23 protein-coding genes are annotated in these 26,528 nt (G+C 70.3%); 9 read left to right on the forward strand and 14 right to left on the reverse strand.

What is annotated here, in order from left to right; translation table 11 throughout:
• Positions 1 to 126: 126 nt before the first annotated feature.
• The 4 genes from VET29_RS36660 to VET29_RS36675 form a co-directional block, all read right to left on the reverse strand.
• Entirely contained in the window at positions 127 to 1,317 is a 1,191-nt protein-coding gene (locus VET29_RS36660) for an acyl-CoA dehydrogenase family protein (RefSeq protein WP_324929533.1), read from the reverse strand.
• Positions 1,314 to 2,585, reverse strand: coding sequence for an acyl-CoA dehydrogenase family protein (locus tag VET29_RS36665; RefSeq protein ID WP_324929630.1), 1,272 nt, complete (start codon positions 2,583 to 2,585; stop codon positions 1,314 to 1,316). Before VET29_RS36665 ends, VET29_RS36660 begins: the two co-directional genes overlap by 4 nt.
• A 92-nt stretch (positions 2,586 to 2,677) precedes the next feature.
• Positions 2,678 to 4,099: an amidase gene (locus tag VET29_RS36670; protein WP_324929534.1), complete on the reverse strand. Its 1,422-nt coding sequence runs from the start codon at positions 4,097 to 4,099 to the stop codon at positions 2,678 to 2,680.
• The gene (locus VET29_RS36675) at positions 4,096 to 5,013 is read right to left on the reverse strand and encodes a D-2-hydroxyacid dehydrogenase (RefSeq protein WP_324929632.1); all 918 of its coding nucleotides are present in this window, start codon (positions 5,011 to 5,013) and stop codon (positions 4,096 to 4,098) included. Before VET29_RS36675 ends, VET29_RS36670 begins: the two co-directional genes overlap by 4 nt.
• Before the next feature lie 330 nt (positions 5,014 to 5,343).
• Between VET29_RS36675 and VET29_RS36680 the strand changes: the two genes are divergently transcribed.
• Positions 5,344 to 6,057, forward strand: coding sequence for a GntR family transcriptional regulator (locus tag VET29_RS36680; protein WP_324929634.1), 714 nt, complete (start codon positions 5,344 to 5,346; stop codon positions 6,055 to 6,057).
• A 7-nt stretch (positions 6,058 to 6,064) separates the two neighbouring features.
• Here the strand turns inward: VET29_RS36680 and VET29_RS36685 are convergent, their stop codons facing one another.
• Positions 6,065 to 6,784 carry a GAF and ANTAR domain-containing protein gene (locus tag VET29_RS36685; RefSeq protein ID WP_324929536.1) on the reverse strand — a complete coding sequence of 240 codons (720 nt, stop codon included), beginning with the start codon at positions 6,782 to 6,784 and terminating at the stop codon, positions 6,065 to 6,067.
• Between the two features lie 295 nt (positions 6,785 to 7,079).
• Here VET29_RS36685 and shbA point away from each other — a divergent pair, with 295 nt between their 5' ends.
• Positions 7,080 to 7,694 carry an RNA polymerase sigma factor ShbA gene (gene shbA, locus VET29_RS36690; protein WP_414636705.1) on the forward strand — a complete coding sequence of 205 codons (615 nt, stop codon included), beginning with the start codon at positions 7,080 to 7,082 and terminating at the stop codon, positions 7,692 to 7,694.
• A 22-nt stretch (positions 7,695 to 7,716) separates the two neighbouring features.
• Here the strand turns inward: shbA and VET29_RS36695 are convergent, their stop codons facing one another.
• Together VET29_RS36695 and kstR are read right to left on the reverse strand one after the other, a co-directional pair.
• A complete protein-coding gene (locus VET29_RS36695) occupies positions 7,717 to 8,322 on the reverse strand; it encodes a class I SAM-dependent methyltransferase (RefSeq protein ID WP_324929538.1) in 606 nt (201 codons plus the stop codon).
• Between the two features lie 36 nt (positions 8,323 to 8,358).
• The gene (gene kstR, locus VET29_RS36700) at positions 8,359 to 8,988 is read right to left on the reverse strand and encodes a cholesterol catabolism transcriptional regulator KstR (RefSeq protein WP_324929540.1); all 630 of its coding nucleotides are present in this window, start codon (positions 8,986 to 8,988) and stop codon (positions 8,359 to 8,361) included.
• 202 nt (positions 8,989 to 9,190) lie between these two features.
• Between kstR and VET29_RS36705 the strand changes: the two genes are divergently transcribed.
• Genes VET29_RS36705 through VET29_RS36730 form a run of 6 tightly spaced genes read left to right on the forward strand, consistent with a single transcriptional unit; the run spans position 9,191 to position 15,599 of the window.
• Complete coding sequence (locus VET29_RS36705; protein ID WP_324929636.1) at positions 9,191 to 11,116, forward strand: acyl-CoA dehydrogenase family protein; 1,926 nt, start codon at positions 9,191 to 9,193, stop codon at positions 11,114 to 11,116.
• Positions 11,116 to 12,039 (forward strand): acyl-CoA dehydrogenase family protein, encoded by a 924-nt coding sequence (locus VET29_RS36710; RefSeq protein ID WP_324929543.1) that lies wholly within the window; start codon positions 11,116 to 11,118, stop codon positions 12,037 to 12,039. The genes VET29_RS36705 and VET29_RS36710 overlap by 1 nt, the downstream gene beginning before the upstream one ends.
• Positions 12,040 to 12,041: 2 nt before the next feature.
• Positions 12,042 to 13,190, forward strand: coding sequence for an acyl-CoA dehydrogenase family protein (locus tag VET29_RS36715; protein ID WP_324929545.1), 1,149 nt, complete (start codon positions 12,042 to 12,044; stop codon positions 13,188 to 13,190).
• Entirely contained in the window at positions 13,187 to 14,062 is an 876-nt protein-coding gene (locus VET29_RS36720) for a bifunctional MaoC family dehydratase N-terminal/OB-fold nucleic acid binding domain-containing protein (protein WP_324929547.1), read from the forward strand. The genes VET29_RS36715 and VET29_RS36720 overlap by 4 nt, the downstream gene beginning before the upstream one ends.
• Complete coding sequence (locus VET29_RS36725; protein WP_324929549.1) at positions 14,059 to 14,442, forward strand: MaoC family dehydratase; 384 nt, start codon at positions 14,059 to 14,061, stop codon at positions 14,440 to 14,442. Before VET29_RS36720 ends, VET29_RS36725 begins: the two co-directional genes overlap by 4 nt.
• Positions 14,442 to 15,599, forward strand: coding sequence for a lipid-transfer protein (locus tag VET29_RS36730; RefSeq protein ID WP_324929551.1), 1,158 nt, complete (start codon positions 14,442 to 14,444; stop codon positions 15,597 to 15,599). Before VET29_RS36725 ends, VET29_RS36730 begins: the two co-directional genes overlap by 1 nt.
• 41 nt (positions 15,600 to 15,640) lie before the next feature.
• On the opposite strand, the gene VET29_RS36735 is transcribed toward VET29_RS36730, so the two are convergent.
• Entirely contained in the window at positions 15,641 to 16,690 is a 1,050-nt protein-coding gene (locus VET29_RS36735) for an alpha/beta fold hydrolase (protein ID WP_324929553.1), read from the reverse strand.
• 48 nt (positions 16,691 to 16,738) lie between these two features.
• On the opposite strand from VET29_RS36735, the gene VET29_RS36740 reads away from it, so the two are divergent.
• On the forward strand, positions 16,739 to 17,527 hold the full coding sequence (locus VET29_RS36740) for an SAM-dependent methyltransferase (RefSeq protein WP_324929555.1): 789 nt from the start codon (positions 16,739 to 16,741) through the stop codon (positions 17,525 to 17,527).
• Position 17,528: 1 nt separating this feature from the next.
• On the opposite strand, the gene VET29_RS36745 is transcribed toward VET29_RS36740, so the two are convergent.
• From VET29_RS36745 to VET29_RS36770, 6 genes are all read right to left on the reverse strand, one after another.
• Positions 17,529 to 18,761 (reverse strand): class I SAM-dependent methyltransferase, encoded by a 1,233-nt coding sequence (locus VET29_RS36745; RefSeq protein WP_324929557.1) that lies wholly within the window; start codon positions 18,759 to 18,761, stop codon positions 17,529 to 17,531.
• A 65-nt stretch (positions 18,762 to 18,826) separates the two neighbouring features.
• Positions 18,827 to 20,194, reverse strand: a complete 1,368-nt coding sequence (locus tag VET29_RS36750; protein ID WP_414636706.1) for an FAD-binding oxidoreductase — start codon at positions 20,192 to 20,194, stop codon at positions 18,827 to 18,829.
• 42 nt (positions 20,195 to 20,236) lie between these two features.
• Positions 20,237 to 21,031 carry a hypothetical protein gene (locus VET29_RS36755; protein WP_324929559.1) on the reverse strand — a complete coding sequence of 265 codons (795 nt, stop codon included), beginning with the start codon at positions 21,029 to 21,031 and terminating at the stop codon, positions 20,237 to 20,239.
• On the reverse strand, positions 21,028 to 22,875 hold the full coding sequence (locus tag VET29_RS36760; RefSeq protein WP_324929561.1) for a Xaa-Pro dipeptidyl-peptidase: 1,848 nt from the start codon (positions 22,873 to 22,875) through the stop codon (positions 21,028 to 21,030). Before VET29_RS36760 ends, VET29_RS36755 begins: the two co-directional genes overlap by 4 nt.
• A 526-nt stretch (positions 22,876 to 23,401) precedes the next feature.
• Complete coding sequence (locus VET29_RS36765) at positions 23,402 to 24,556, reverse strand: acyl-CoA dehydrogenase family protein (RefSeq protein ID WP_324929564.1); 1,155 nt, start codon at positions 24,554 to 24,556, stop codon at positions 23,402 to 23,404.
• Entirely contained in the window at positions 24,553 to 26,526 is a 1,974-nt protein-coding gene (locus VET29_RS36770; RefSeq protein WP_324929566.1) for a biotin carboxylase N-terminal domain-containing protein, read from the reverse strand. Before VET29_RS36770 ends, VET29_RS36765 begins: the two co-directional genes overlap by 4 nt.
• Between the last annotated feature and the right edge of the window lie 2 nt (positions 26,527 to 26,528).

A 26,528-nucleotide genomic window follows, 5' to 3' on the forward strand; every position in this document is an offset into this window, starting at 1 on the left:
CGAGGTGACAGACGCCCTGGGGACGGCCTGATCTTGAAATCCGTCGGAATCGAGACCGCCAGAACGACGACGGGCCCGACCATTTAGTCCTGAGCAGACATCAGTGGTCGGGCCCGTTTCCGCTGTTCACTTAAGCTGTGCGGACGTCTTCCCCAGCAACCTACGAGCGATGATCAGCTGCTGGATCTGTTGGGTCCCCTCGAAGATGTCCATGATCTTGGCGTCTCGGGACCACTTCTCCAGTAGTCCGTGTTCGGTGTAGCCGACTGCGCCGGCCAGTTCGACGCATCGCAGGGTGATCGACGTTGCCGAGCGGCCTGCTTTGGCCTTGGCGTAGGAGGCCTGTAGGGAGTTCGGCTGGCGGTTGTCGGCCATCCAGGCTGCCTGCAGGGTCAGCAGGTACATGGCCTCGTAGTCCGCTTCCATCTCCAGGAACGCGGCCGCCGCCGCGGGTTGGTTGTTCGCCGGGCGGTCGTAGTCGATCTCTACGCCCGCCTGTGCCAGCAGGCGGCGGGTTTCCTCCAACGCCGCTCGGGTGATGCCGACCGCCATTGCCGCTACCAGGGGTCTCGTGTTGTCGAACGTCTGCATGACGCCCGCGAAACCCTGGTCGGGCTTGATCTCCGGCGTGCCCAGTAGGTTCTCGGCCGGGACGCGGCAGTTCTCCAGGCGGAAGTGTGCCGAGTCGGACGCCCGGATCCCGAGCTTGTGTTCCAGGCGTACCAGTTCGAAGCCCGGCGTGTCTCGATCCACCACGAACGACTTGATCGCCGCCTTGCCCAGTGAACGGTCCAGGGTCGCCCAGACGACCACGCAGTCCGCGCGTTCGCCCGAGGTGACGAAGATCTTCTCGCCGTTCAGGACGTAGTGGTCACCGTCGCGGACGGCCGTTGTGCGGATCGCGCCGGAGTCCGAACCCGTGTCCGGTTCCGTGATCGCCATCGCGGCCCACTTGCCCTTGTAGCGGGCCAACTGCTCCTCCGACGCCACCGAGGCGATCGCGGCGTTGCCGAGGCCCTGGCGCGGCATGGACAGCAGCAATCCCGCGTCTCCCCAGCACATCTCCATGGTGCCCAGTACCAGGGACAGGTTCGCCGTCGACGCCTTGCCTGACGAGCGGCGCACACCGCCCGCGCCCGCGCCGCCACCCGACGCGCTCAGACCGTCCAGAAGGGACGCCAGCGTGTCCAGTTCCTTGGGATAGGTGTGTTCCGCCTGGTCGTACTTGCGTGAGTTCGGCCGCAGGAACGCCATCGCCGCCTGGCGGGCCTGTTCCACCAGCGTGGTCAGCTTCTTCGGCACCTCTAGGTTGATCACACCAGCACCGCGCCTTCCATCACACCCACCGCACGCAGGTCGCGGTACCACCGCTCCACCGGGTGCTCCTTCACGTACCCGTGCCCGCCCAGCAGCTGCACACCATCACTACCTATCGCCATTCCCTTGTCCGTGCACAGCTTCCTGGCCAGCGCCACCTCGCGGGCGAACGAAAGGCCTGCCGCGGCACGGGAAGCGGCTCGGTACGTCAGCAGCTTCATACCGTCCAGCTCGGTGCCGATGTCCGCGACGCGGAACGCCACGCCCTGGCGATGCGACACCGGCTCGCCGAAGGCCACTCGGTCGTTCACGTACGGGATCACGTAGTCCAGCACCGCGTGGCCCGTGCCCACCGCGAGCGCGCACCAGCCGAGGCGGGCCAGGCGCACGCACTCCGCGTAGTCCGCCGCCAGCACGGCGGTCGACGGCACCGTGACCTGGTCCAGGATCACGCGGCCCGTGCCGGCGGCCCGCAGGCCCATCGCCGGCTCCGCCTCGATCGTCACCGACGACGACTCCACGACGAACAGTGCGGGTCCGCGACCTTCCACGTCGGCCGCCACGACGAACAGCTCGGCCGCCGCCGCGCGCGGCACCAGGGACTTCACGCCGGTCAGGCGGAAGCCGCCGGCGGTCCGGTATGCCTTGGTGCGCAACACGAACGGGTCGAACAACGGGTACGGCTCCTGAATGGCCAGTGCCGCCGCCGGCACGTCCTCGCCGGTGAACGCCGGCAGGTACGTCGCCTGCTGTTCCTCGTTTCCCCACAGCACCAACGCGTTCGACACCGCCGCCGGCGCGAGGCACGCCAGCGCCAGGCCCATGTCGCCCGTGGCAAGGGCCTCCGCCACCAGCACGTTCGTCACCGTCGAGCGTTCCGTCGCCACGCCGCCCAGCTCCTCCGGCACGCCCAGCAACGTGATGCCCAGCTCGGCCGCCGTCGAGACCAGCTCGACCGGCGCCGCGCACTTCTCGTTGGCCTCCGCCGCGGCGGGGCGCAGGCGCTCGGCGGCGAACTCGCGGACCGTGTCCACGATCAGCCGCTGCTCCTCGGTCGGCGTCAGGTCGAACACGCCGCTGTCGGGCACGGGGGGCAACCGCTTGGCGGACCCCAGCTTCCGCGCCGCGGTGAACGTCCGGGTCGCCGCGCCCGCCGCCTGGAAGCCGGTCTTCGTCGCCTGGTACAGCGCGCGGTCGACCGTCTTCTTCATGCCCAGCCGGTCGGCCACCGGCGCGACCTTGTTCAGCACGGACATCACGGCGCCCATCGCGTTCCGTCTGTGCGGCTTGGCGCCAAGCCCCTCGCTGGTCGACACCGGCCCACCCCTACCTACTCGTGAGTTAAATAACGGTAGCTACTCTAGAGTAGCTTACCGCGAGTAGGGCTACCAGAGGTGACCCCCGTCACGACCGGCGGCCGGGTCGCCTGCCAGGGACGCGCCTGCTCGAACGCCGCGCACGCGGCCAGCACCCGCGCGTCCGCGTGCCGCGGTCCCACGACCTGCAGCCCCACCGGCAGCCCCGCCGACGTGAACCCGCACGGCAGCGTCGCGGCCGGCTGCTGCGTCATGTTGAACGGGTACGTGAACGGCGTCCACCCGGTCCAGCGACCTCCGGCCGGGGACTCGACGCCGGCCGCGAACGCGGGGATCGGCATGGTCGGCGTGACCAGCAGGTCGTAGCGCTCGTGGAACTCGCCCATGGTCCGCCCCACCGCGGCCCTGGTCGCCGTGGCCGCCAGGTAGTCCAGCGCCGAGAACCGCGCGCCCTGCTCCCGTACCTCCCGCAGCCCCGGGTCCAGCCCCGCCAGCTGCCCCTCGGACAGCGACGCCGTCGACGCGGCCGCGCCGGAGAACCACAGCACGTGGAACGCCTCGACCGGGTTCGCGAAGCCGGGGTCGGCCATCGACACGACCGCGCCAAGCTCGGCGAACGTCTGGACCGCCGAGGCGACCGAGGCGGCGACCTCCGGGTCCACCGACACGTACCCGAGCGTCGGGCTGAACGCGATCCGCATGCCGGCGACCGACGGTGCCGCGACGGCCGCGGCGAACGACTCGGCCGGCCGCGGCCCGGCCGACCAGTCCCGACCATCCACACCGGACAGGACGTCGAGTGCGAGCGCCGCGTCGGCCACGGTCCAGGTCAGCGGGCCGACATGCGAGAGCGTGCCGAACGGGCTCGCCGGGAAGACCGGCACGAGGCCGTAGGTCGGCTTGATGCCGAAGACGCCGCTGAACGACGCCGGGATGCGGACCGAGCCACCGCCGTCGGTGCCGAGTGAGATCGTGCCCATGCCGGCGGCCACCGCGACGGCCGCGCCGCCGCTGGAGCCACCGGAGGTCATCGCCGGGTCCCACGGGTTTCTGGTGACGCCGGTGAGCGGGTTGTCGGTGACGCCCTTCCAGCCCAGCTCGGGCGTGGTGGTCTTGCCGATGATCACCGCATGGTGCTCGCGCAGCCGGGCGACGGACGGCGCGTCCACGTCCCAGCGCTGGCCGGGGTCGATCGTGCGCGAGCCGCGCAGGGTCGGCCAGCCCCTGGTGAGCAGCAGATCCTTGACCGAGACGGGCACGCCGTCGAGCAGCCCCCGCGGCTCGCCGCGCCGCCAGCGCTCCGCCGACTCGGCCGCGTCGGCCAGCGCGCGGTCGGCGTCGACCAGGCAGAACCCGTTGAGCGTGCCGTTCAGCTCGTCGATCCTGGCCAGCGCGTCCCTGGTCGCCGCCACCGGGGACAGCCGCCCCGCGCGGTAGTCGGCCAGCAGCCCGGTCGCACTGGTCATGACCGCTCCCGCACGTAACCACGGGACTTGTCCACCACGTTGTGCAGCGGCTGCCCCGCGAGGTACCTCGACAGGTTGTCAACGAAGAGTGCCACCAGCTCCGCACGCCATCCCACCACGTCACCGGACATGTGCGGCGACACGATCACATTCGGCAGGTGCCAGAGCGGAGACGAGCCCGCCAGCGGCTCGTCGACGAACACGTCCAGCGCCGCGCCCCCGAGCCGGCCCGCGGACAGCGCCTCGACCAGGTCCTCCTGCACGACCAGCGGCCCGCGGCTCACGTTGATCAACCGCGCGCCCGGTTTCATCGTGGCGATGGCCCGCGCGTCGATCATGCCGCGGGTCTCCTGGGTCAGCGGCGCGGCCAGCACCACGAAGTCGGCCTTCGGCAGCGCCTCCGACAGTGCCGACATGGGCGACACCGACCCCAGGTCGGGGTCGTCCGGCCGGGCGACCCGGCCCAGACCCGAGACCGTCATGCCGACCGCGGTGAGCTTGCGGGCGATGGCCCGGCCGATCGGTCCGGTGCCGGCGATCAGCGCGTGCCGGCCGCCGAGCCGCTCCGTCTCCCGGTGGTGCCAGCGGCGTTCACGCTGATGCGCGAGCGTGGTCGAGAGGTCCTTGGCGAGCGCCAGCGCCAGCCCCAGCACGTACTCGGCCATCGGCTCGTCGAAGACCCCCCGCGAGTTGGTGACGACGATGTCACTCGCCACCACCTCGGGTGTCAGCAAATGGTTGACGCCGGCACTCGCGGCATGGACCCAGCGCAGCGACGACGCGGCCGGCCAGGCGGTCGCCAGCGCGGGCGACCGGAAGTCCCAGACGAACAGTACGTCGGCCCCCGGCAACGCCCCGGCCAGCTCGCCGGGCGTGGCGTACCGGACGTCCGCGACGGACTCCACCTGCGTCATTCCGTCCGGGCGGCCGGTGTTGCCGGAGTGGTCGTGGAGGACCACGACAGTACTTGTGGGCACGGGATTGACACGCTAGGTACCGATCGTATGATTGTCAACAATCGGCGGCCGTCGCGGCCCGCGGAGACATCACACGGATCGCCGTGGTGACACCTTTGGTCGGACAGTGTCATCGAGCGCGGTGCCGAGGTGGTGTCCGGCGCCGAAGGGGTGTCCACCAGCCGCGCGAACGTGCCGGCGTACGACGTCATCGGGAGCCGATGTGGAGGAGTCGCTGGGCTCGCCCGTGCTGGCCGCGAACCAGGTCAGCGTCTGGGCGTGCTCTCGATCGGTCCGCGCGACCTCGGGTCGTGCCGGCGTGGGGGCGTCGTCCTCGTGAGTGAGCTCGGCGAGCTGGAGCCGGTGGCGCGGCAGTCGACCGCGGAGCTGATCGCCGACCAGCTGCGGTCGGCGATCATGCACGGGACGCTGGCGCCGGGGACACAGCTGGGTGAGTCCGAGCTGGCCGCGCGGTTCGCGGTGAGCCGGGGGCCACTGCGGGAGGCGATGCAGCGGCTCGTGCAGGAGGGACTGCTGCGGGGTGAGCGGCACCGGGGGCTGTTCGTGATCGACCTGTCGGCCTCGGACGTCCGGGACATCTATCTGGCGCGGCTCGCCGTCGAGCGGACCGCGTGCCAGCTGGTCATGGCGGGGAACCGCGGCGAGGCGGTGGCGCGGCTGTCGGAGGCGCTCTCGATGCTGGTGGCCGCGGCGGCCAGCGGGGACCGGAACGCGATGCGTGGCGCCGACCAGGCGCTTCACCAGACGCTGGTGGACTGCTCGGGGAACACGCGGCTGGTGCGGACGGCGCGGACGCTGCTGGTGGAGACGCGGATGTGCCTCGCGGCGCGGCAGCAGCGGCCCCCGGAGCCGTCGGAGCTGGTGGCCGAGCACCAGGCCCTGGTCGACGCCATCTCGGACGGTGACGAGCCGAGGCTGATGAGCCTGGTCGAGTCCCACATGCTCGACTCGGTCGCCCGCCTGGTCCCCCCGCCGCGCTGACGGGGGCTCACGGCGCGGGCTCGCGCAGGACGTCCGTGTTGAACTCGCCGTCCACAATGGAGGACGCCAGCTCGATCACCTTGGTGTTGTGGCTGCGGGCGTAGCTACGCAACGTCGCGAACGCCGCCGTCGTGTTCAGGCCGTAGCGCTCGGCCAGCACGCCCTTCGCCTGTTCGACGATCACGCGCGTGTCCAGGGCATGCTGCAACTGCTCGCTCAACGCCTTCTCCCGCCGCAGCGCCCTGGCCCCGAGGATCCCGATCGTCGCGACGTCGGCCATGGCCTGGGCCAGGCGGAGGTCCGACTTCTCCAGCTCGCCGGGCTCGTTGCGCAGCAGCGTCAGCGAACCGATCAGCGCCGCGCGGCGCCGCAGTGGCAGCGTGTGCACGGCCGCGAAGCCCGCCTTGCGGGCTTCCGCCACATATCGGGGCCAGCGTTCGAGTTCCTCCGTCAGGTGCGGAACCGTGATCTGTTCACCTGATCTCGTGCAGTCCTGCCAGGGACCTTCGGCCTCGCGTTGCGCCGATATCTCCAGCAGCGCCACCCGCTCGTTCGTCGCCACCACTCCGTGATCGATCAGGAACACGCCGGCAGCGTCCACATCGAGCAGACGAACGCAGTGATTCGCCAGCAACCGCAGAAAGTCGTCAAGGTCGAACCCGGGCGACAGGGTGTCGGTGAGCTCGACGAGCGTTTCTGCCAGTTCCTCCGCCGGCTTGCTGGTCACGACGTAAGACTACGGCCGAGTGATCAGGCTCGGGGCAGGCCCAAGCTCTCATGGCCCACTATTTGGGGAAAAGTTCGGCCGACCCGTAACGATTTCTATTCACGGCCAATCGAAGATCATAAACGGCCCCAGTCACGGTACGCAGCGTGATCGGCACGCTCCGGTGGACGCATACTCAGAGTGGTTGTCATGGTGATCTGACAGCAATACGGAACAGGGCCCTTGGACCCTGTTGGTTGACGATTGAATTTACGAGTATCACTCACGTGCGGGAGTCGCTTAGCGTGGAGGCACAGTGAGTGTGCAGGCAATGTCAACGGACGCCACTGAGATCTTTGCTCGTCTCAAGAGCGCGGCGTTCCATGAGCTGGTGAAGTCGTCGATGGCGGGGGAGCGAGAAGCCGTGGCGACGCTGTTCACCTGGATCCGACCGGCCATCGTTCGTTACTGTCGGTCACGAATCGGACGCAGTGGATCGGCGTACTCGTCGGCCGACGACGTCGCCCAGGAAATCTGCATGGCCGTCCTGGGGGCCCTGGCTCGCTACCGGGACGAGCCCGAGTCGTTCCTTCCGTTCGTGTACGGCATCGCCGCGCACAAGGTGGCCGACCACTACCGGCGCGCGGGTCGCGACAAGTCGGACCCGGCCGCCGACGTGCCCGACGGCATCGACGGGGGCGCCAGCCCGGAACAGATGCTCATGGCCGCGGACCTGCGAACCCGGCTGGGCGGCCTGCTGGGCACCCTGCCGCCGCGCCAGCGCGAGATCCTCGTGCTGCGGCTGATCGTCGGCCTGTCGGCACAGGAGACGGCCACGGCCGTCGGCCTTACGCCCACGGCCGTGCGCGTCACCCAGCACCGGGCGCTCGCGAAGCTGCGCAACGCCCTGTCCCCCGCCGAGTGGGTCTAGTCAGGTCTGGCCACAGATCTGGTCAGGTCGCCCTGGCACGAAGGTAGATCTGCACCTCAAGGCGATTCCGCTCAGCCTCGGCCCTCACCTCGTTCACCTCGAGGATCGCGAAACCGGCCCGCTCGACGAGACCCGCGAGCTCGTCGGGCGGGTACGCGGTCGCCGTGGCCGGCACGCCCAGGAAGCTGATCGGGAGCTCGTCGAAGTCGCCCAGCACCATGGCGACCTGCAGCAGCCTCGGCCCACGCAGCTGACCGCGGAGCTGGGTCAGCAGCGGCAGGATGTCCCGGCGCGGCAGCATGATGAGGGCGAAGAACGCGACGATGGCGTCGAACTCGCCGAGATCCGCGACATCTCGCATGTCGCGGCGCAGGTACCGGCCACCGGGCGCGTGCCGCTCGGCGAGCCTCAACATGGCCGCGGACTCGTCGACGCCCACGACGTCGAGGCCCGCGTCGACTAGTTGTCTCGCCGTCGGCAGCCCGCTGCCGCAACCGAGGTCGAGCACCCGCGCGGGTCCCGTCAGCCGGCCGACCAGCCATTCGCCCTCGGCGACCTGCGCGTCCCGCTCCACGAAGGACTCGTCATATCGCTTGCCGATCCGGTCGAACGGCGGAACCTGGGCCACCCGGCCAGCATGACCGGCCCCTCCGTGGACGTCCAGTCAGCTGTTGACCTTGTGGTTCAGCAGTAGGCGAACCGTCAGCTCGAGGCGTTCGGCCACATCGGACGCCGACGAGCGGCGGGTCACCCAGGCGACCAGGTTGGACAGCCACACGTCGCCGATCACCCTGGCCAGGGCGCGGTCCTCCTCGGTCGGGTCGCCCTCGTGCAGCGCGTGGGTGAACATGCGCTCGATCTGCTTGGCGACGGCGTCGACCTCGGCGGCCGCCGAGGCGTCGGCGAACATGAACGCCCTGGTCATCGCCTCGGTGAGGTTCGGGTCGCGTTGCATGGCTCGGGTGATCCTGCCCAGCACGAACAGCATCCGGTCATACGCCGTGTCGCCCGGCAGGCTGCCGCGCTCGGTGCGCTCCTGACCCTGCTCCAGCTCGCGCGCGAGACCCGACACCAGCAGGTGGATCTTCGACGGGAAGTACCGGTACAGGGTGCCCAGCGCGACGTCCGCCTTCTCCGCGACGGCCCGCATCTGCACCGCCTCGAAGCCGCCCTTCGACGCCAGCGATATCGTCGCGTCCAGGATCCTCTTTCGACGGTCCCGTTGCGCGGCGGAGCCGAGCTCGTCGGTCAGCACGTTCAGCGCGTTCGCGCCGGACGTTCGCGGTCTCGCCATCTGCTACATCCCCTGTTTGGCTGTGCTCTCAACAGAACACGTTCCCACCTGCTCGGGACAGTTTACTCGACCTTGATACCGGACATGTTACGTCTGTCGATCACCCAAAAACTAGAACGTGTTCTATACTCGCCGAGTGTCCTTCGAGGCTGCCATCAACGACGCCGCGACGCGTGCGAACACCCTGGCCACCGTCCGCGCGATGGAAACCGAGCCCCAGGCCTGGACGAAACACTGGACCATGGTCACCGAGCTGGGGCTGTGCACGGTCACCCAGGACGGCGGCACCCTCGCCGACCAGGCCTCGGCCCTCACGGCGGCCGCGCGGCACCTCGTCCCCGGCCCGGTTCTCCCCGCCGCGCTCGGCAGCGTGCTCGGCCTCCCCCAGGTCGGCGCCGTCGCCCTGGACCCCGGCGATATCACTCTGACGGGTGACCTCGCCACCGGCACGAGCGGACCGGTGCTCGGCGCCGACGGCCACACCCTCGTCCGGATCGGCGGCACATGGTGCACCGTCGACCACCCCGCCACGCCGGTCACGCCCGTCGACTTCTCCCGCCCGCTCGGCACGCTCAGGCTCGACGGCACGCCCGTGGCCAGGCACGACCTCGACGACGTCGAGCACCTGACCGCGACCCTCTTCGCCGCCGAGGCCGCCGGCGTCGCGCGGTGGTGCCTCGACACGGCGGTCGCGTACGCCGGGATCCGTGAGCAGTTCGACCGGCCCATCGGCTCGTTCCAGGCGGTCAAGCACCTGTGCGCGGAGATGCTGTGCCGCGCCGAGCAGGCCGCCGCCCTGGCCTGGGACGCCGCGCGGGCACCCGAGTCGCTCTCGGCGCCGGCCGCCGCGGCACTGGCGCTCGACGCCGCGGTCGACAACGCGAAGGACTGCGTGCAGATCCTCGGCGGCATCGGCTTCACCTGGGAGCACGACGCCCACCTGTACCTGCGGCGTGCGCTCGCGAACCGGCAGCTGCTCGGCGGCAGCGCCCGCTGGCGCCGCCGGGTCGCCGACCTGGCGCTGGCCGGCGAGCGGCGGGGACTCGGCGTGGTGGCCGACGACCAGCAGACCCGTGCCGCGGCGCGGACGTTCGCCGCGAGCATCGCCGGACTGTCCACCGATGAGCAGCGGGAACGGTTGGCGGACAGCGGTTACCTCACCCCACACTGGCCCCGCCCGTACGGGCTCGCCGCGTCGGCACGTGCGCAGCTCGTGATCGACGAGGAGCTGGCGAACGCCGGCGTCCACCGGCCGGACCTCGTGATCGGCGCGTGGGCCGCGCCGACGATCCTCACGCACGGCACCGACGAGCAGCGGGCACGGTTCGTGCCGCCGACGTTGCGTGGCGAGCTCCGCTGGTGCCAGCTGTTCTCCGAGCCCGGCGCCGGCTCGGACCTGGCCTCGTTGCGTACCAAGGCGGTACGGGTGGACGGCGGTTGGCGGCTGTCCGGGCAGAAGGTGTGGACGTCGGCGGCCGTGGAGGCGGACTGGGGCATCTGCCTCGCCCGCACCGACCCGCGCGCGCCGAAGCACGACGGCATCACGTACTTCCTGGTCGACATGCGGTCGACCGGCATCACGTTGCGGCCGCTGCGGGAGATCACCGGCGAAGCCCGCTTCAACGAGGTGTTCCTCGACGACGTGTTCGTGCCGGACGACTGCGTGGTCGGCGAGGTCGACGGCGGCTGGAAGCTGGCCCGCACGACGCTCGCCAACGAGCGGGTCGCCCTCGGCGGCGGCTCGTCGCTCGGCGCGGGTGTCGAACGGCTGCTCACCCTCGCCGGCGATCTCGACGACAGTGCCCGCGAACGCGTCGGTTTCCTTGTGGCACAGGGACTCTCGGTATCCCTCGTGGACCTGCGGGCGACGTTGCGGCAGCTGGACGGCGGCGGCCCGGGTCCGGAGTCGAGCGTGTGCAAGCTGGTCGGCGTGCGGCAGCGGCAGGACGTCGCCGAGACCGCCCTCGACCTGCTCGGGCCGGCGGGCGCGGCCGTCGACGAGGCGACCGGTCCCGCCGTGCACGAGTTCCTGCTCACCCGGTGTCTCAGCATCGCCGGCGGCACCACACAGGTGCTGCGTAACCTCGTCGGCGAACGGATTCTCGGCCTGCCAAGGGAGAAACGCTGATGGACTTCGCGTTGGACGACACGCAGCAGGCCGTCGCGGAGCTGACCCGCGAGATCCTGACGCGCGAGCGCGACCCCGACTCGGCGTGGAAGGCCCTGGGCCACGCGGGCCTGCTGGCCGGCGACGGCCTCGGTGTGCTGGAGACGGCATTGGTGCTGTACGAGATCGGCCGCGCGGCGGCACGGCTCCCGGCGCTGAGCACCCTCGCCCTCGGTGTCCTCCCGCTGGGCAACCACGAACTGCTGGCGCCGGTCGGCGCCGGTGAGCGGCTGCTGACCGCGGCACTGCGTGGTTCGGTGACCGTCTCAGGTGAGAACCTGCTGTCCGGCACCGCGATCGGTGTCGTGCATGCCGCGAGCGCGTACCGTATTCTGGTCCCCGCTGGAGATACCGTGTTCCTCGTCTCGCCCGAGGACATCACGTTGACGCAGACCTACACGGCGAGTGGCGCCCCTGAACACACCATCGGCCTCGACCGGACTCCGGGCGAGCCGGTGTGCGAAACCACCCACCTGCACCGGCACGCGACTGCCGGTGCCTGCGCGTACGGCGACGGACTGCTCGCCGGCGCGCTCGACCTGACCGCCGCCCATGTCCGCACCCGCGAACAGTTCGGCAAGCCCCTCGCCACGTTCCAGGCGGTGGCACAGCAGATCGCGGACGTGTACATCGCGTCCCGCACCCTGCACCTCGCGGCCTGGTCGGCGATCTGGCGGCTGGCCGGCGAGCGGGACCCGGACGAGGATCTCGCCGTCGCCGCGTACTGGCTCGCCGAGGAGGCCATGCCCGCACTGCACACCTGCCACCACCTGCACGGCGGCGTCGGCGTCGACGCCAGCTACCCCCTGCACCGCTACTACTCCACCATGAAGGACCTCGTGCGAATGCTCGGCGGCGTCGAGCACCGGCTGGCGGCGGTGTGACCATGGACCTCGATCTCACCCCCGCCCAGCACGGGCTCGCCCTGGAGCTGCGGGAGTACTTCCGCGAACTGCTGTCCACCGAGGAACGCGCGGACATGCTCACCGCGCGGCACGGCGACGTCTTCCGCACCCTGGTGCGGCGCATGGGCCGCGACGGCTGGCTCGGCATCGGCTGGCCGGAGGCGTACGGCGGCCGCGGTTTCGGCATGGTCGAGCAGCAGATCTTCGTCAACGAGGCCGCCCGCGCCGACGTCCCGCTGCCGTACGTCACGCTGCAGACCGTCGGCCCGACGCTGCAGGCGTACGGAACCGAGGCACAGAAGGACTTCTTCCTGCCGAAGATCCTGGCCGGCGAGGTCCACTTCGCGATCGGCTACACCGAACCGGAGGCCGGGACGGACCTGGCCTCGTTGCGTACCAGCGCGGTCCGGGACGGGGACCACTACGTCGTCAACGGGCAGAAGATCTTCACGACCGGCGCGCACGACGCCGACTACATCTGGCTGGCGGTGCGCACGGATCCGGACGCCCCGAAACACAAGGGAATCTCGATCCTGATCCTCGACACCGGTGCCCCCGGCTACTCGTGGACGCCGATCATCACCTGCGACGGCGCGCACCACGTCAACGCCACGTACTACAGCGATGTGCGGGTGCCGGCGGACATGCTGGTGGGCAAGGAGAACGCGGGCTGGCGGCTGATCACCACGCAGCTCAACCACGAGCGCGTGATGCTCGGCCCGGCCGGCCGGCTGGCCGCGCTGTACGACCGGGTCCGAACCTGGGCGAGCAGCCAGGACCTGTTGGCGGAGCCGGACGTGCGGCGCGCGCTTGCCAAGGCACGCGCGCACGTGCGGGTCACCGAGTTGCTCAACTGGCAGGTGGCGGCCGCCGGCGCCGACGTGTCCATCGCGGACGCCTCGGCGACGAAGGTGTTCCAGTCCGACCGGATCCAGTGGCTCGGCCGCGTGCTGGAGGAGGTCGTCGGCACCTACGGCGACCCGGCCGACCCCGCGACGGGAGAGCTCGTGCAGTGGCTCGACGTGCAGGCGAAACGCAACCTGGTGCTGACGTTCGGCGGTGGGGTGAACGAGGTGCAGCGCGAGCTGATCGCCATGGCCGGCCTCGACCTGCCCCGGGTGCCGCGATGACCGACATCGAGGCGGCGGCCGAGGAGATCATCGCGCGTGGCGAGGCCGGACGGCGCCACGGCCGGGACCCGGTCAACATGCCGATGGTCCGCAACTGGCTGGAGGCCATGGGGGACGAGAACCCCGTGTACGCCGACGTCGCCCCGCCGGCCATGGCCCAGGTGTGGACCATGTTCGGGCTCAACGGGAACCGGTCGGACGACGACCCGCTCGGCACGATGATCCACGTGCTCGACGAGGCGGGCTACACCTCCATCGTGGCGACGAACTGCGAGCAGACCTACCACCGTTACCTGCGCTACGGCGAGGAGGTCGCGCTGACGGCCACCCTGGAGAGCGTGGTCGGCCCGAAGAGGACGGCCCTCGGCGAGGGCTGGTTCGTGACCACCCGCAACATCTGGTACGTCGACGACGAGCCGGTCGCGGAGATGCTGTTCCGTGTCCTCAAGTTCGCGCCGAAGCCCGCGGCACCGCCACCGCAGCCGGTGATCCGCCCCATGGTCAACCGGGACACGGAGTTCTTCTGGGCGGGCACGGCGCGCGGTGAGCTGCGGATCCAGCAGTGCGGCGGCTGCGGCGCGCTGCGGCATCCGCCAGGACCGATGTGCCCGCACTGCAACGAGACCAAGCCGACACACGTTGTCGCAAGTGGACTGGGCGAGGTGTACAGCTATGTCGTGCACCACCATCCACCGGTGCCGGGCCACACGCTGCCGTTCGTGATCGCACTCGTCGAGCTGGAAGAAGGTGTTCGGTTGCTGGCCGAGCTCGTTGACGTGGAGCCGGCGGAGGTCGCCGTGGGCATGCCGGTGCGCATCGACTTCGTGCTGGTGGACGACGAGCTGACGATGCCCGTCTGGCGGTCGCGATGATCACCGTCGGGGAGGAGCTCCCGCCGCTGGAGCTGGACATCACGCCGACGTTCGTGGTGAGCACGGCGATCGCCACCCGGGACTTCCAGGAGGTGCACCACGACCGCGACCTGGCCGTGAAACGCGGATCGAAGGACATCTTCCTGAACATCCTCACCGACACCGGCCTGGTGCAGCGGTTCGTCACGGACTGGGCGGGCCCGTCGGCACTGGTCCGCAACATCTCGATCCGGCTCGGTGTGCCGTGCTACGCCTACGAGAAGCTGACGTTCAGCGGCCGGGTGGCCTCGCGGGAGGATCGTGAGTACGTCATAGAAGTGGTGGCACGCAACAGTCTCGGCGACCACGTGACCGGTACCGTGCGAATCGAGGTGCCGTGATGGAAGCGGCCGTCGTTGGCATCGGCGCGACCGAGTTCTCGAAGGACTCCGGGCGCAGTGAGCTACAGCTGGCCGCGGAGGCGGTCCGGGAGGCGCTCGCGGACGCGGGCCTCCGACCGTCCGATGTGGACGGACTGGTGACCTTCACAATGGACGCCAACGCGGAGGTCGCGGTGGCGCGTGAGCTGGGGATCCCGTCGCTGTCGTTCTTCTCCCGCGTCGCCTACGGCGGCGGCGCGGCATGCGCGACCGTGCAGCAGGCGGCGATGGCGGTCGAGACCGGGATGGCGTCGGTGGTCGTGTGCTACCGGGCGTTCAACGAGCGGTCGGGCAGCCGGTTCGGGCGTGTGCAGACGGCGGCCGCGGCGGCACCGACGTCCTCGGGCATCGACAACGGCTGGCACTACCCGATGGGCCTTGGCACCCCGGCGGCGACGGTGGCGATGTTCGCCCGCCGGTACATGCACGAGTACGGCGCGACGAGCGAGGACTTCGGCGCGGTGGCGGTGGCCGACCGCCGGCACGCGGCGACGAACCCCAAGGCGTGGTTCTACAACCGGCCGATCACGCTGGCGGACCACCAGGCGTCGCGGTGGATCGCCGAACCGTTGCGGCTGCTGGACTGCTGCCAGGAGAGCGACGGCGGGGTGGCGCTGGTGGTGACGTCCCGCGAACGGGCGGCGGACCTGCCGCACAGCCCGGCCTTCGTGGCGGCGGCCGCGCAGGGCTCGGGCACCGACCAGTTCACGATGAACAGCTACTACCGCGAGGACCTCACCGGCCTGCCGGAGATGGGCGTGGTGGCGCGGCAGCTGTGGGCGCAGTCGGGACTGGGGCCCGAGGACATGTCGGTGGCGGTGCTGTACGACCACTTCACGCCGTTCGTGCTGGTGCAGCTGGAGGAGCTGGGCTTCTGCGGCAGGGGCGAGGCCCGCCACTTCATCGCCGACGGCGCGCTGGAGCTGGACGGCAGGCTGCCGACCAACCCCCACGGCGGCCAGCTCGGCGAGGCGTACATCCATGGCATGAACGGCATCGCGGAGGCGGTCCGCCAACTCCGCGGCACCGCCGTCAACCAGGTCCCCGACGCGGCGAACGTACTGGTCACGGCCGGCACGGGCGTACCGACGAGCGCACTGGTCCTGTCCACGAGCTGAGGTCGGGCACGCGCACCGCTCGCCGAGCCACGCTGGCAGGCTCAGCCGAGCGGCGCGTGCTGGTCCAGGAACTCGTCCACGTACCGCCAGGTCGTGGTGCGGGCACGGCGGCCGGCCAGCACACCGAGGTGGCCGCCCGGCGCGGTCTCGAACCGCACCTTCGCCGCGTTCTCCAGCACGTCCACCAGCCGGCGGACGGCCCGCTGCGGCGCGATGCCGTCGCTCGTCCCCGCCACGACCAGCACCGGCGCCTTCACCTCGCGCAGCGAGATCCGCCGCCCGCCGAAGTCGACCTCGCCGTTCGACAGGTCGTTGGAGCGGAAGAACCGGTGGTACATCTGCCCGAACGTCCGCCCGGGGTAGGCGATCATGTTGTCGGTGAAGCGATCCACGGCCTCGATCTGCGCCAGGAAGTCCCGGTCGTCGAGGTGGGACACGATCGCGTACGGCTTGGTCACCACCTTGTCGATGGCCGACAGCTGGAACACCCGCTTCACCAACGCCCGCGGCGCGCCACCCAGCACGCGGTAGACCGGCGTCAGGATCCAGCCGTTGGTGATGTCCGCCAGCGGCTTGATGGGCGCCACCAGCGGGATCGCGGTCATGTCGATCGGCGCGGCGACCGTCGCGATCGAGGCGACCGGCAGGTCCGGCTGGTCGGCGTGGGTCAGCAGGGACAGGATCCCGCCGAGGCACCACGAGACCAGGTGCACCGGCGCGCCGCCGGCGTCCTTGCTCACCGCGCGGATCGTCCTCGGCAGCACCTCGTTGATCCAGTGCTCCAGGCCGAGCCCGCGGTCGGAGAACCGCACGTTGCCGTAGTCGACCAGGTACAGCCGGCGGCCGCCGTCGACCAGGTGCTCCGCGAGGCTGCACCCCCGCCGCAGGTCGAAGCAGAACGCCGGCACCGCGAGCGGCGGCACGAGCAGCACCGGCTCGCCAGCACCGGCGCCGGTGAACCGGTAGACCGACCGGTTGGGGCCCTTGTCGATCAGCACGCGCGGCATGGGCCGCAGGTCCGCCACGCCGCCACGGAGGAACATGTCCAGCGCGTTGGTCGTCGCGGTGGACAGCCGTTCGGTCACGCTCATGGGGCCATACTGCCGCCTGCGGCGCTCATTTGTCGCATAATGCACCGCATGTCAGGAGACCGCCCGAGTTGGGCGCCCGAGTCGATCGACCTCGAACGTCCCAACGCCGCCCGCGTCTACGACTACCTCCTCGGCGGCGCCGCCAACTTCGAGACCGACCGCGTGTTCGCCGAGAAGCTGCTGGAGATGATGCCGCAGGCCAGGCCCGCGGCCAGGATGAACCGGGCGTTCCTGCGCCGCGCGGTGAAGTTCTGCGTGGCCGCCGGCATCGACCAGTTCCTCGACATCGGGTCCGGCGTGCCGACCGCGGGCAACGTGCACGAGATCGCGCCCGGCGCGCGGGTGCAGTACGTCGACAACGAGGCGGTGGCGGTCACCCACAGCGAGCTCCTGCTCAGGGACAACCCGAACGCGTCGTGCATGCTCGGCGACCTGACCGACCCGGAGCCGATCCTCGCCGCGTCGGCGCTCGACTTCTCGCGGCCGGTCGCGCTGCTGATGGCCGCGGTGCTGCACTTCATCCCCGACGAGGCGGGCCCACGCGAGGCGGTGGCGCGGTACGTGTCGGTGCTCGCGCCCGGCAGCTACGTCGTCCTGTCGCACGGCGCGGAGCGCCCCACGACCCCCGCCCCCGCCGAGGTGGACCGGCTCTACGAGACGTCGGCCAACCCCGGCGTGCGCCGGACCCCGGCGCAGATCAGCGCGTTCTTCGACGGCCTCGAGCTGGTCGAGCCCGGCCTGGTGTGGACGCCGGAGTGGCGTCCGGACTCCCCGGACGACGTCATCGACGACCCGCCGTCGTCGCTGGTGCTGGCCGGGGTGGCCCGTAAGCCCTGACTCACCAGTCCGGACGCAGGGGCATGTGGGACGTGGTGCCGTCCAGCCGCACCGCGAGGACCTGGTGCAGCTGGATGTTGTTGATCTCGAAGCCCAGCCGCGAGCCGGCCATGTACAGCCGCCACACCCGGGCGCGCTCCTCGCCGACCTCCTCGACCGCGTCGTCCCAGTGCTCGTCGAGGTTCGCGCACCAGGCGGTGAGCGTCTTCGCGTAGTGCTCGCGGAGGTTCTCCTCGTGCCGGACCTCGAACCCGTTGTCGTGGATGGCCGACAGGATGTGGCCGGGGCCGAGCAGCTCGCCGTCCGGGAACACGTACCTGTTGAAGAAGCCCTTGATCCGCGACGGCCCCGTGTTGTCCGGCCGGGTGATGCAGTGGTTCAGCAACCGCCCGCCCGGCCGCAGCTTGTCGTGCAGCGACCGCACGTACGACGGCAGCGCCGCCGCGCCGATGTGCTCGGTCAGGCCGATGGAGCTGACCGCGTCGAACCCGCTCTCCGCCACGTCGCGGTAGTCCAGGTGCCGGACCTCGGCCAGGTCGGACAGGCCGGACTCGGCGATCTTCTTCTGCGCCCACTCCGCCTGCTTGCGGGACAGTGTCACGCCGAGCGCACGCACGCCGTAGTGCCGTGCCGCGTGCATCACCATGCCGCCCCAGCCGCAACCCACGTCGAGCAGGCGCATTCCCTCACGCAGCCCCAGCTTCCGGGCCACCAGGTCGTGCTTGGTCCACTGGGCCTCCTCCAACGACGCGTCGGCGGTCGGGTACACCGCACACGTGTACGCCATCGACGGGCCCAGCACCCACTCGTAGAACCGGTTGGACACGTCGTAGTGGTGGGTGATCGCCTCCTGGTCGCGGCGCCTGGAGTGCCGGCGGCCGTGCACGCGCGCCTCCCCGGCCGGCCGGCTGACCGGCCACCACAGCCGCGCGGCGCCGAGCCGCAGCGCCACCTGCGCGAACACCCTCGGCGAGACGTGGTCCACCACCGTCGAGGTCGCCATGCTCGACAGCGCGGTGTACATGTCGCCGTGGATGTCCAGCGCGCCGCTCACGTACGCCCTGGCCAGCCCCAGCTCACCCGGGGCCGACGCGAGATAGGACAGCGCGATCGGCGACCGCAGGTCTATCCGCACCGGCGCGCCCCGGTCACCTGTCTGGCTTCCGTCGTAAGCGGTGAACTCCAGTGGCGCACTACGCCCGACCGCACTCTCGATGATCTCCGCAAGCCGCATGAATCCTCACTCCTCCCCTGACCCGGACGCCTTATCGTGCCGACTGTTCGCTCCGCAAGCTCCGCTCACTGGTTCCGCACGCACTTCGCGTACAGGTCCGGGAGCCGGCCGTTCGGGTCGTACGCCTCCTTGAGCTTCCGGTACGTCGCACCGTCGTACGCCGACCAGAACTCATCCTCTTCGAAGTAGGAAGTGGAGTACAGCGACTTGTGCCCGCCGAGCTCGGTGACCTTGCTCTCGACGAGCCGGTTGTACGTCCCGTCCTCCTCGCCGGGTCCTAACTCGACGGTCGCCCAGAATCCTACGTTCACGAACAGCTGGTCGACCTCCATGGGGTACAGCGACCACGCCGACCTCAGTTGTATCGGGCACAGCCACACCGGGCTGATCCCGATCTCCTTGTCGAAGAAGTCGAGGAACTCCGCCAGCCGCGACACCGGGACCTCCACGTCCTGGATGACCGGCTCGCGCGGCGGTTCCTTCCGCAGCTTCGCGAACCGGTCATATATCCGGTACCGGCGGTCCAGCGCGACGATCTTCCGGTACACGTCGGACCGCAGGTACCGGCGCGGCCACAGCCGCCGAACGACCGGGTTCTGCACGCCGAGCGCCTTCGAGCACCAGAACCAGTCGGTGTCCCAGCGCCACAGGTAGTCGCGGATCGTGAGATGGTCGGTCAACCGGTCCCGGACGGACCGGTAGAAGATCTGTTGCCCGGTGTAGTCGGACAGCTGGGGCGCGGTGTCCGTGTAGCCGCCGAGCGTGAGGTAGAGCTCGTCGCGGCCGAACATGACGCCGTCGATGAAGTCGACTTTTTCGTCCCGGTAGGTCCGGTTCGCGCAGATTTCTTCGATGGCGGCGGCACATGCGGCCGCATCGGTGAAGCGGACGTGCCGCAGGCGGACGAACGGGGCGACCTGCTCCAGCTCGATCCGCAACCGCAGCGTGTAGCCGAGCGTGCCGTACGAGTTGGGGAAGCCGCGGTACAGGTCGGCGTGCTCGTTGTCCGGTGTGACGTGGATGACCTCGCCGTCCGGGGTCAGGATGTCCATGTCCAGCACGGACTCGTGCGGCATGCCGTTGCGGAACGACGTCGACTCGATGCCCAGCCCGGCGACCGCGCCGCCCAGCGTGATGGTCTTGAGCTGCGGGACCACGTACGGCATCAGGCCGTGCGGCAGGGTGGCGTCGACCAGGTCCTCGTACGTGGTCATGCCGCCGACGTCGGCCGTCCGCGCGTCGGTGTCCACGTCGAGGACGCCGGTGAAGGCACTGACGTCGATGCCGGCACGGCCGGGTGGTTCGCGGAAGCGGAACAGGTTCGAGGTCGGCTTCGCCAACCGGATGGGATCCCCGGCGGGCCGGGCGGCCAACCGCGCGCGCAGGTCGGCGACGGCACGATCGTGGGAAATCCGTGCAGGTGAGCGGGTCACGCAGTCGATGTTAACCCTGATTCGGTCGCGTGACCCGCTGGTCTATCCCACCCTCTGGTACTCCTCGAACAACTCGGTCACATAGGCGAGGAACAGCCCGGCGATCCCGAACACTCCCGCGATCGGGTGGAGCTGCGCGAAGCCGTAGGCCAGCTCGCAGCCCCGGTACGACGGGGCCGACTCCGCCACGTCGGTGAACCAGTCGTAGAACGGCACCCGCTCGCGGGCGAGGCCCGGATCGATCAGCGGACCGTAGAACGCGAGCAGGTCCAGCGCGAACGGCCGGTTCCGCAGTGCCCACCGGTACATCTCGGAGAACTGGTAGAACCGCCACTCCACCGCGGTCGCGGGTACGCCGCGTGCCTCGGCCACGGCGTTGCCGTACTCCGTGGACGCCTGCTCGGCCTCGCTCCACGCCCGGTCGTGCGCGGACCGCGTGGTGAGCTGCCCGGTCGACAGGCGCGTCAGGTAGCTGGCCCACTTCGTCGCGCCGGGGTTGCCACCCGTGTCCGCCGACCGGCCCAGCGCGATCGCGATGCCACGCTGGATACCCTCCACGATGCCCGCGTCCACATAGGACACCCAGGTGTCCGGTGCCCCGAGGTGCCGGTCCACGAAGAACGTGATGACACCCTCGATGTTGCGCCAGCGGTCACCGGCGCCCAGGGCCGCCGCGGGACCGGACTGCATGTCCCGCACGAAGCCCAGCCGCTCGGGCATGGACATCTGGTTGATCTCGTCGTAGGAGCAGTCCAGAGTGGACGCACAGTCGGGTGCCGCGGCGACGGGTGTCGCCAGGCCGACCAGCAACGCCGCCACGAGCCCGATCACCTTCATGTCCGGCCCACCAACGGAAGCGTCACCGAGGACCTGCCCGGGTCGACGGTCAGCCGGGTGCCGGGGTCGGGGCGGAGGGTGAAGTTCCGGTCCGTGGACACGACCACGAGCCCGATCCGGTGTCCTGCCGGGAAGATGTAGTCGTCCGGCTCGAGCGGCCAGGTGAACGTGTACTCCCGGCCCTGCACGATCGGGGTGCTGCGGTCGCGGCCGTTGCGGTTCTGCACGTCCGTCCAGCCGCGCGTGACCGTCTTCCTGGTGCCGTCCGGGGCGTAGTCGACCAGCAGCGCGGTCAGGTTCGCCGCGTACCGGTTGTCGACGGACGCACGCAGCGCCACCGACGGCGTGCCACTCAGGTGGGCCGGACCCGACAGCGGCGCGGACAGGTACGCCAGCCGGTTCGGGTTCGCCGTGTCGGGGTTCGGGACCAGCGACACGTCGGTGTCGAGGGTCTTGCCGGAGTCCACGAACGACTGCCGGGGACCGCCGCCCGACCGCGTGGCCAGCCCGCCGGGGTCCGTCGCGTTCGGCGACGACAGCTTCAGCGTGCTGTTCCGCGCCCCGGGCACCGGCCAGTTCGCGTACTTCTCGTACGTGCCGTCCGGACGCTGGATGTCGGCCGCGGGCTCGGCCATGATCCCGTTCTGGACGCCGAACAGCCAGTAGTCCATCCAGCGGTTCAGGGTCACCTGGTAGTCGGAGGCGCCGGTCGGGCCGCCGTGGCCGCCCCTGTGCAGCCAGATCTTGCGCGGCACGTGGTACCTGGTCAGCTGAGCCCACCAGGACGCGTACGCCGTGGGCATGACGTTGTAGTCCTCGAGACCGTGGACGACGAACACGCTCGCCCTGATGCCCTTGGCGCGATGCAGGTAGTCCCGCTCGTTCCAGTACGCGTTGTAGTCGCCGGTGGTCCGATCGGCGTACTGCAACAGCGCGTCGGTGATGTGCCGGCACTTCTCGACGCGGTCCGGGCCCTCGACGTAGTACCCCAGCACGTCCAGGTCCTCGCCCAGGAAGTCGTTCTCACCCTGGCCGGAGACGTTCGAGTGCGGCGCGCGGACCAGGCCGTTCGCCCGGTAGTAGTCGTACCAGCTGGCGATCGCGGAGGTCGGCACGATCGTGCGCAGGCCCTCGACACCGGTCGTCGCGACCTGGTTCGGCAGCGTGCCGTTGTAGGAGGTGCCGACCATGCCCACGTCACCGGTGGTCCAGTCGGCGGCCACGGGCTCGCCGGCCTCGTTGTAGGCCCTGGCCCGGCCGTTCAGCCAGTCGATCACCGCCTTGGTGCCGAGCGTCTCCTTCATGTCACCGACCGTGGGACACCCGTCGGAGAACCCGGTGCCGATCGACTCGCCGAGCACGACCGCGTACCCACGCGGCACCCAGTAGTTGTCCAGGGCGCCGGGCAGGTCTGGTTGCGGCCGGGCGCCGGTTGGGGTTCCGGCGTCCCGGGCCGCGAAGGGCTGGATCCCTTCCTGTGGTAGTACGGAAAAATCGACGTTGTGGTTCTCTCCGCCGCCCGTGTTGTAGCGGTACGGGCTGTGCTCGAAGATCACCGGGACCTTGATGCCCCGCGTCTCGGTCTCACCCGGCCGCGACAGCCGGACGCGCACCCGGTCCAGGACGCCGTCGAGGTCACTGTCGACCGTGGTCTGGACGAAGAGGGTCTCCTCGACCGCGTTGGCCAGGTCGAACTGGGGGGACGAGACCCCGTTCTCCAGCTTCAGCCAGGATGGCGGCGCCGGCCGGTCGTGCCGCGCCGGCGTCGCCGCCACGGGTGTCACCGCGACCAGCGGCAGCACCACCGTGAGCGCGAACAGGACGATTCCGCGGGGTGTTCGCATCGTGCCTCCGTACGAGCAGCAGGGCGGAAAGCGCTGTCATAGTACGGCCAACCACGATGTTTGTCTGTTCCGTGCGAATTGGTCTAGCATCGCACTTGCAAACCCACCGGTACCCGGTCGGTTTGCGACCTGGCCTCGGCGGCCGCCACCGCCGGGGCCTTGTCAACCTCCGCCTACCCCTGCTCGGTTGCTGCGCAACCTCGCCGGGTCGGTTGATCCATGCTGGGGGGCCGAGCCCCCCAAACCCCCCACGGTGCGGTCGGTTCCTGACCCAGCGGAGTTGGCCTGGGTGGTGGTTCCTGGCCCAGCGAGGTGGGCTTGGGTGGTTCCTGGCTTCGCGAGGTTGGCTGGGCGGTGGTTCCTGGCTCAGCCGGTTGGTCTGAGTGGTCGTTCCTGGCCCAGCGAGGTGGGCTTGGGGGTTCCTGGCTTCGCGAGGTTGGCTTCGTTCGTGGGCGCCCAGCGCGGTTCGCTTGGGGTGGTTCCTGACTCAGCGAAGTTGGCTTGTGTGCGTGCTTTCCGTCCTTGTTTATCGGAGGCCCAGTTCTCGGGCTATCAGCATGCGTTGGACCTCGCTGGTGCCCTCGCCTATCTCCAGGATCTTGGCGTCGCGGTAGAAGCGGCCGACCGGGGACTCGTTCATGAAGCCGTAGCCGCCGAAGATCTGGGTTGCGTCACGGGCGTTGTCCATGGCCGCGTTGGAGGCGACCAGTTTCGCGATCGCGGCCTCTCGCTTGAACGGCTGGCCGCGCAGCATCTTCGCGGCGGCCGCGTAGTAGGCGAGGCGGGCGGTGTGCGCGCGGGCCTCCATGTCCGCGATCTTGAACTGGATCGCCTGGTAGTGGCCGATCGTGTGCCCGAAGGCCTCCCGCTCGTGCGCGTACCGCACACACTCGTCCACGCAACCCTGTGCCAGCCCGACGGAGACGGCCGCGATCGCGATCCGGCCCTCGTCCAGGATGGACAGGAACTGGGCGTAGCCCCGGCCACGCTGGCCGAGCAGGTTCTCCACCGGGACTCGACAGTCCGAAAAGGACAGTTCATGTGTGTCCGAGCAGTTCCAGCCGACCTTGGAGTAGCTCTTCGACACCGAGAAGCCGGGCGTGCCGCTCGGCACGATGATCGCGGAGATCTCCTTGTGCCCGTTGTCGGCCCTGCCGGTGACGGCGGTCGCGGTGACCAGGCCGGTGATCCTCGTGCCGGAGTTGGTGATGAACGCCTTGGAGCCGTTGATGACCCACTGGCCGTCCCGCTCGACGGCGGTGGTCAGCGTCGCGCCGGCGTCCGAGCCGCCACCCGGCTCGGTGAGCCCGAAGGCGCCGAGCAACTCGCCGGAACACAGCCTCGGCAGCCACTCCCGCTTCTGCTCCTCGGTACCGAACCGGTAGATCGGCATGGCGCCGAGGGAGACGCCGGCCTCGACGGTGATCGCGACGGACGAGTCGACGCGCGCCAGTTCCTCCAGCGTCACACACACGGCGAGGAAGTCGCCGCCCATGCCGCCGTACTCCTCAGGGAACGGCAGGCCGAACAGTCCCATCCGGCCCATCTTCGCCACGATCTCGTAGGGGAACTCGGCCTTCTCGTAGAGGTCGCCGATGACCGGCGCGACCTCCTCGCGGGCGAACTCCTCCACGGTCTTCCGCAACGTGTCGTGCTCTTCGGAGAGCCGGAAGTCGATCATGACTGCTCCTCTTGTGGGATCACCACGGCAAGGGGTTGGTTGAGCGCGACCTGTTGACCCGCCCGGACATGCAGCTCCGTGACCACGCCGTCGACCGGCGCCGTCACCGTGTGTTCCATCTTCATCGCCTCGACCACGACCAGCGGCGCGCCGGCCGTGACCACGTCTCCCGCGGCCGCCTTGACCACCAGCACGGTGCCGGGCATCGGGCTGACGACCGGACCGCCACTGACCGCGCCGGCGGCGGTGCCCTCCAGCAGCGAGTGCTCGTCGACCGCCCAGGTCTCCCCGCCCGCGGCGAGCCAGAGCGTGTCGCCGGCCTGTGCACGCAGGAAGGTGGTGACCCGGCCGCCATAGGTCACCTCGAGCCGGTTCCCGTCGCGGCGCGCCGAGGCCCGCACCGGCTGCGGCTCCATCTCCGTCTCCGGGGCGGCGTCGCCGACCAGGACGGCCGCCGACTCGGGCGTCCCCGTCACCCGGACGGTGACCTTCCGGTCGCCACACGCCAGCCGGAACGGGACCGCCACCGGTCCACCGAGACGCCAGCCGTTGGCGAGGTCCCACGGGTCCACGACGTCACCGGCGGGCCGGAGGTCGGCCAGCTCGTCCAGCGCGGCGGCGGCGAACACCACGTCCGGCACCTCGGCGGACACGAGACCGCCGAGCTTGCGCTCCACCAGCCCGGTGTCCAGCCGGCCGGCCCGAACGTCCACATCGGACAGCAACGCCCGCAGGAAGGCCACGTTGGTGCCAACACCCAGAACCACGGTGCCCCCGAGTGCAGCGTCGAGCCTGCGCAGCGCCGAGGCCCGGTCGGGCCCCCACGCGATCACCTTGGCCAGCATGGGATCGTAGCTCGAACCGACCTCGATGCCCGCCCGCAGTGCGGAGTCGACGCGGACGTGCTCGCCCGCCGGCTCGGCGACCGCCAGCACCCGGCCGCCGGTCGGCAGGAAGCCCCGGGCCGGGTCCTCGGCGTAGACACGGGCCTCGACCGCGTGCCCGTGCAACGCCACGTCGACGTCGAGCGGCGACCCGGCGGCGACCCGGAGCTGTTGCTCGACGAGGTCGATGCCGGTCACCAGCTCGGTCACCGGATGCTCGACCTGCAGGCGGGTGTTCATCTCCATGAAGAAGAACTCGTCCGGCCGGTCGGTCGACACGATGAACTCGACGGTCCCGGCCCCCGTGTAGCCGACGGACCGGGCCGCGTCGGCGGCCGAGGCACCCATGCGCTCGCGGCTTTCCGCGTCCAGCAGGGGTGACGGCGCCTCCTCGATGATCTTCTGGTGCCGCCGCTGCAGGCTGCACTCCCGCTCGCCGAGATGGATGACGTTGCCGTGCGCGTCGGCCAGGACCTGGATCTCGATGTGCCGCGGGTTGGCCACGAACCGCTCGACCAGCAGCGTGTCGTCGCCGAACGCGCCGCGTGCCTCGCGCCGCGCCGACTCCAGTGCCGCCGGTAGGTCCGCCGGGTCCGCCACGCGCCGCATGCCCTTGCCACCACCGCCCGCGGACGGCTTGACCAGCACCGGATAGCCGACCTCCTCGGCCGCGGCGACGAGGTCCGCGTCGGACATGCCCAGCTCGTTCCGGCCCGGCACAACGGGAACGCCGGCCGCGCTCACGGTCTGCTTGGCGCGGATCTTGTCGCCCATGGCCTCGATCGCCTCGGGCGGCGGGCCGATGAACACGATGCCGGCCTCGGCACACGCCCGCGCGAACGCCGCGTTCTCCGCCAGGAAGCCGTAACCGGGGTGCACGGCCTCGGCGCCGGTCTCGCGTGCGACCGCGACGATGTCCTCAATGGACAGATAGCTGCCGACCCGGACCGCCTCGTCCGCGTCCGGCACGTGCGCGACGTCGCCCGCCGTGAACACCGCGACCGAACGGATCCCCATGCGCGCCAACGTCCGGAAGACCCGAACGGCGATCTCACCCCGGTTGGCGACCAGAACAGTGCTGAACATCG

The organism is Actinophytocola sp. (assembly GCF_035634895.1).
Taxonomy (GTDB): Bacteria; Actinomycetota; Actinomycetes; order Mycobacteriales; family Pseudonocardiaceae; genus Actinophytocola.

Coding starts and splice junctions, on each gene's coding strand:
- VET29_RS36765 (WP_324929564.1), bottom strand. CDS start 24,556: ATGATCGACTTCCGGCTCTCCGAAGAGCACGACACGTTGCGGAAGACC.
- VET29_RS36760 (WP_324929561.1), bottom strand. CDS start 22,875: ATGCGAACACCCCGCGGAATCGTCCTGTTCGCGCTCACGGTGGTGCTG.
- VET29_RS36665 (WP_324929630.1), bottom strand. CDS start 2,585: ATGGGCGCCGTGATGTCCGTGCTGAACAAGGTCGCGCCGGTGGCCGAC.
- VET29_RS36675 (WP_324929632.1), bottom strand. CDS start 5,013: ATGACGCAGGTGGAGTCCGTCGCGGACGTCCGGTACGCCACGCCCGGC.
- VET29_RS36725 (WP_324929549.1), top strand. CDS start 14,059: ATGATCACCGTCGGGGAGGAGCTCCCGCCGCTGGAGCTGGACATCACG.
- VET29_RS36730 (WP_324929551.1), top strand. CDS start 14,442: ATGGAAGCGGCCGTCGTTGGCATCGGCGCGACCGAGTTCTCGAAGGAC.
- VET29_RS36710 (WP_324929543.1), top strand. CDS start 11,116: ATGGACTTCGCGTTGGACGACACGCAGCAGGCCGTCGCGGAGCTGACC.
- VET29_RS36770 (WP_324929566.1), bottom strand. CDS start 26,526: ATGTTCAGCACTGTTCTGGTCGCCAACCGGGGTGAGATCGCCGTTCGG.
- VET29_RS36720 (WP_324929547.1), top strand. CDS start 13,187: ATGACCGACATCGAGGCGGCGGCCGAGGAGATCATCGCGCGTGGCGAG.
- VET29_RS36670 (WP_324929534.1), bottom strand. CDS start 4,099: ATGACCAGTGCGACCGGGCTGCTGGCCGACTACCGCGCGGGGCGGCTG.
- VET29_RS36735 (WP_324929553.1), bottom strand. CDS start 16,690: ATGAGCGTGACCGAACGGCTGTCCACCGCGACGACCAACGCGCTGGAC.
- VET29_RS36740 (WP_324929555.1), top strand. CDS start 16,739: ATGTCAGGAGACCGCCCGAGTTGGGCGCCCGAGTCGATCGACCTCGAA.
- kstR (WP_324929540.1), bottom strand. CDS start 8,988: ATGGCGAGACCGCGAACGTCCGGCGCGAACGCGCTGAACGTGCTGACC.
- VET29_RS36715 (WP_324929545.1), top strand. CDS start 12,042: ATGGACCTCGATCTCACCCCCGCCCAGCACGGGCTCGCCCTGGAGCTG.
- VET29_RS36745 (WP_324929557.1), bottom strand. CDS start 18,761: ATGCGGCTTGCGGAGATCATCGAGAGTGCGGTCGGGCGTAGTGCGCCA.
- VET29_RS36755 (WP_324929559.1), bottom strand. CDS start 21,031: ATGAAGGTGATCGGGCTCGTGGCGGCGTTGCTGGTCGGCCTGGCGACA.
- VET29_RS36705 (WP_324929636.1), top strand. CDS start 9,191: ATGGAAACCGAGCCCCAGGCCTGGACGAAACACTGGACCATGGTCACC.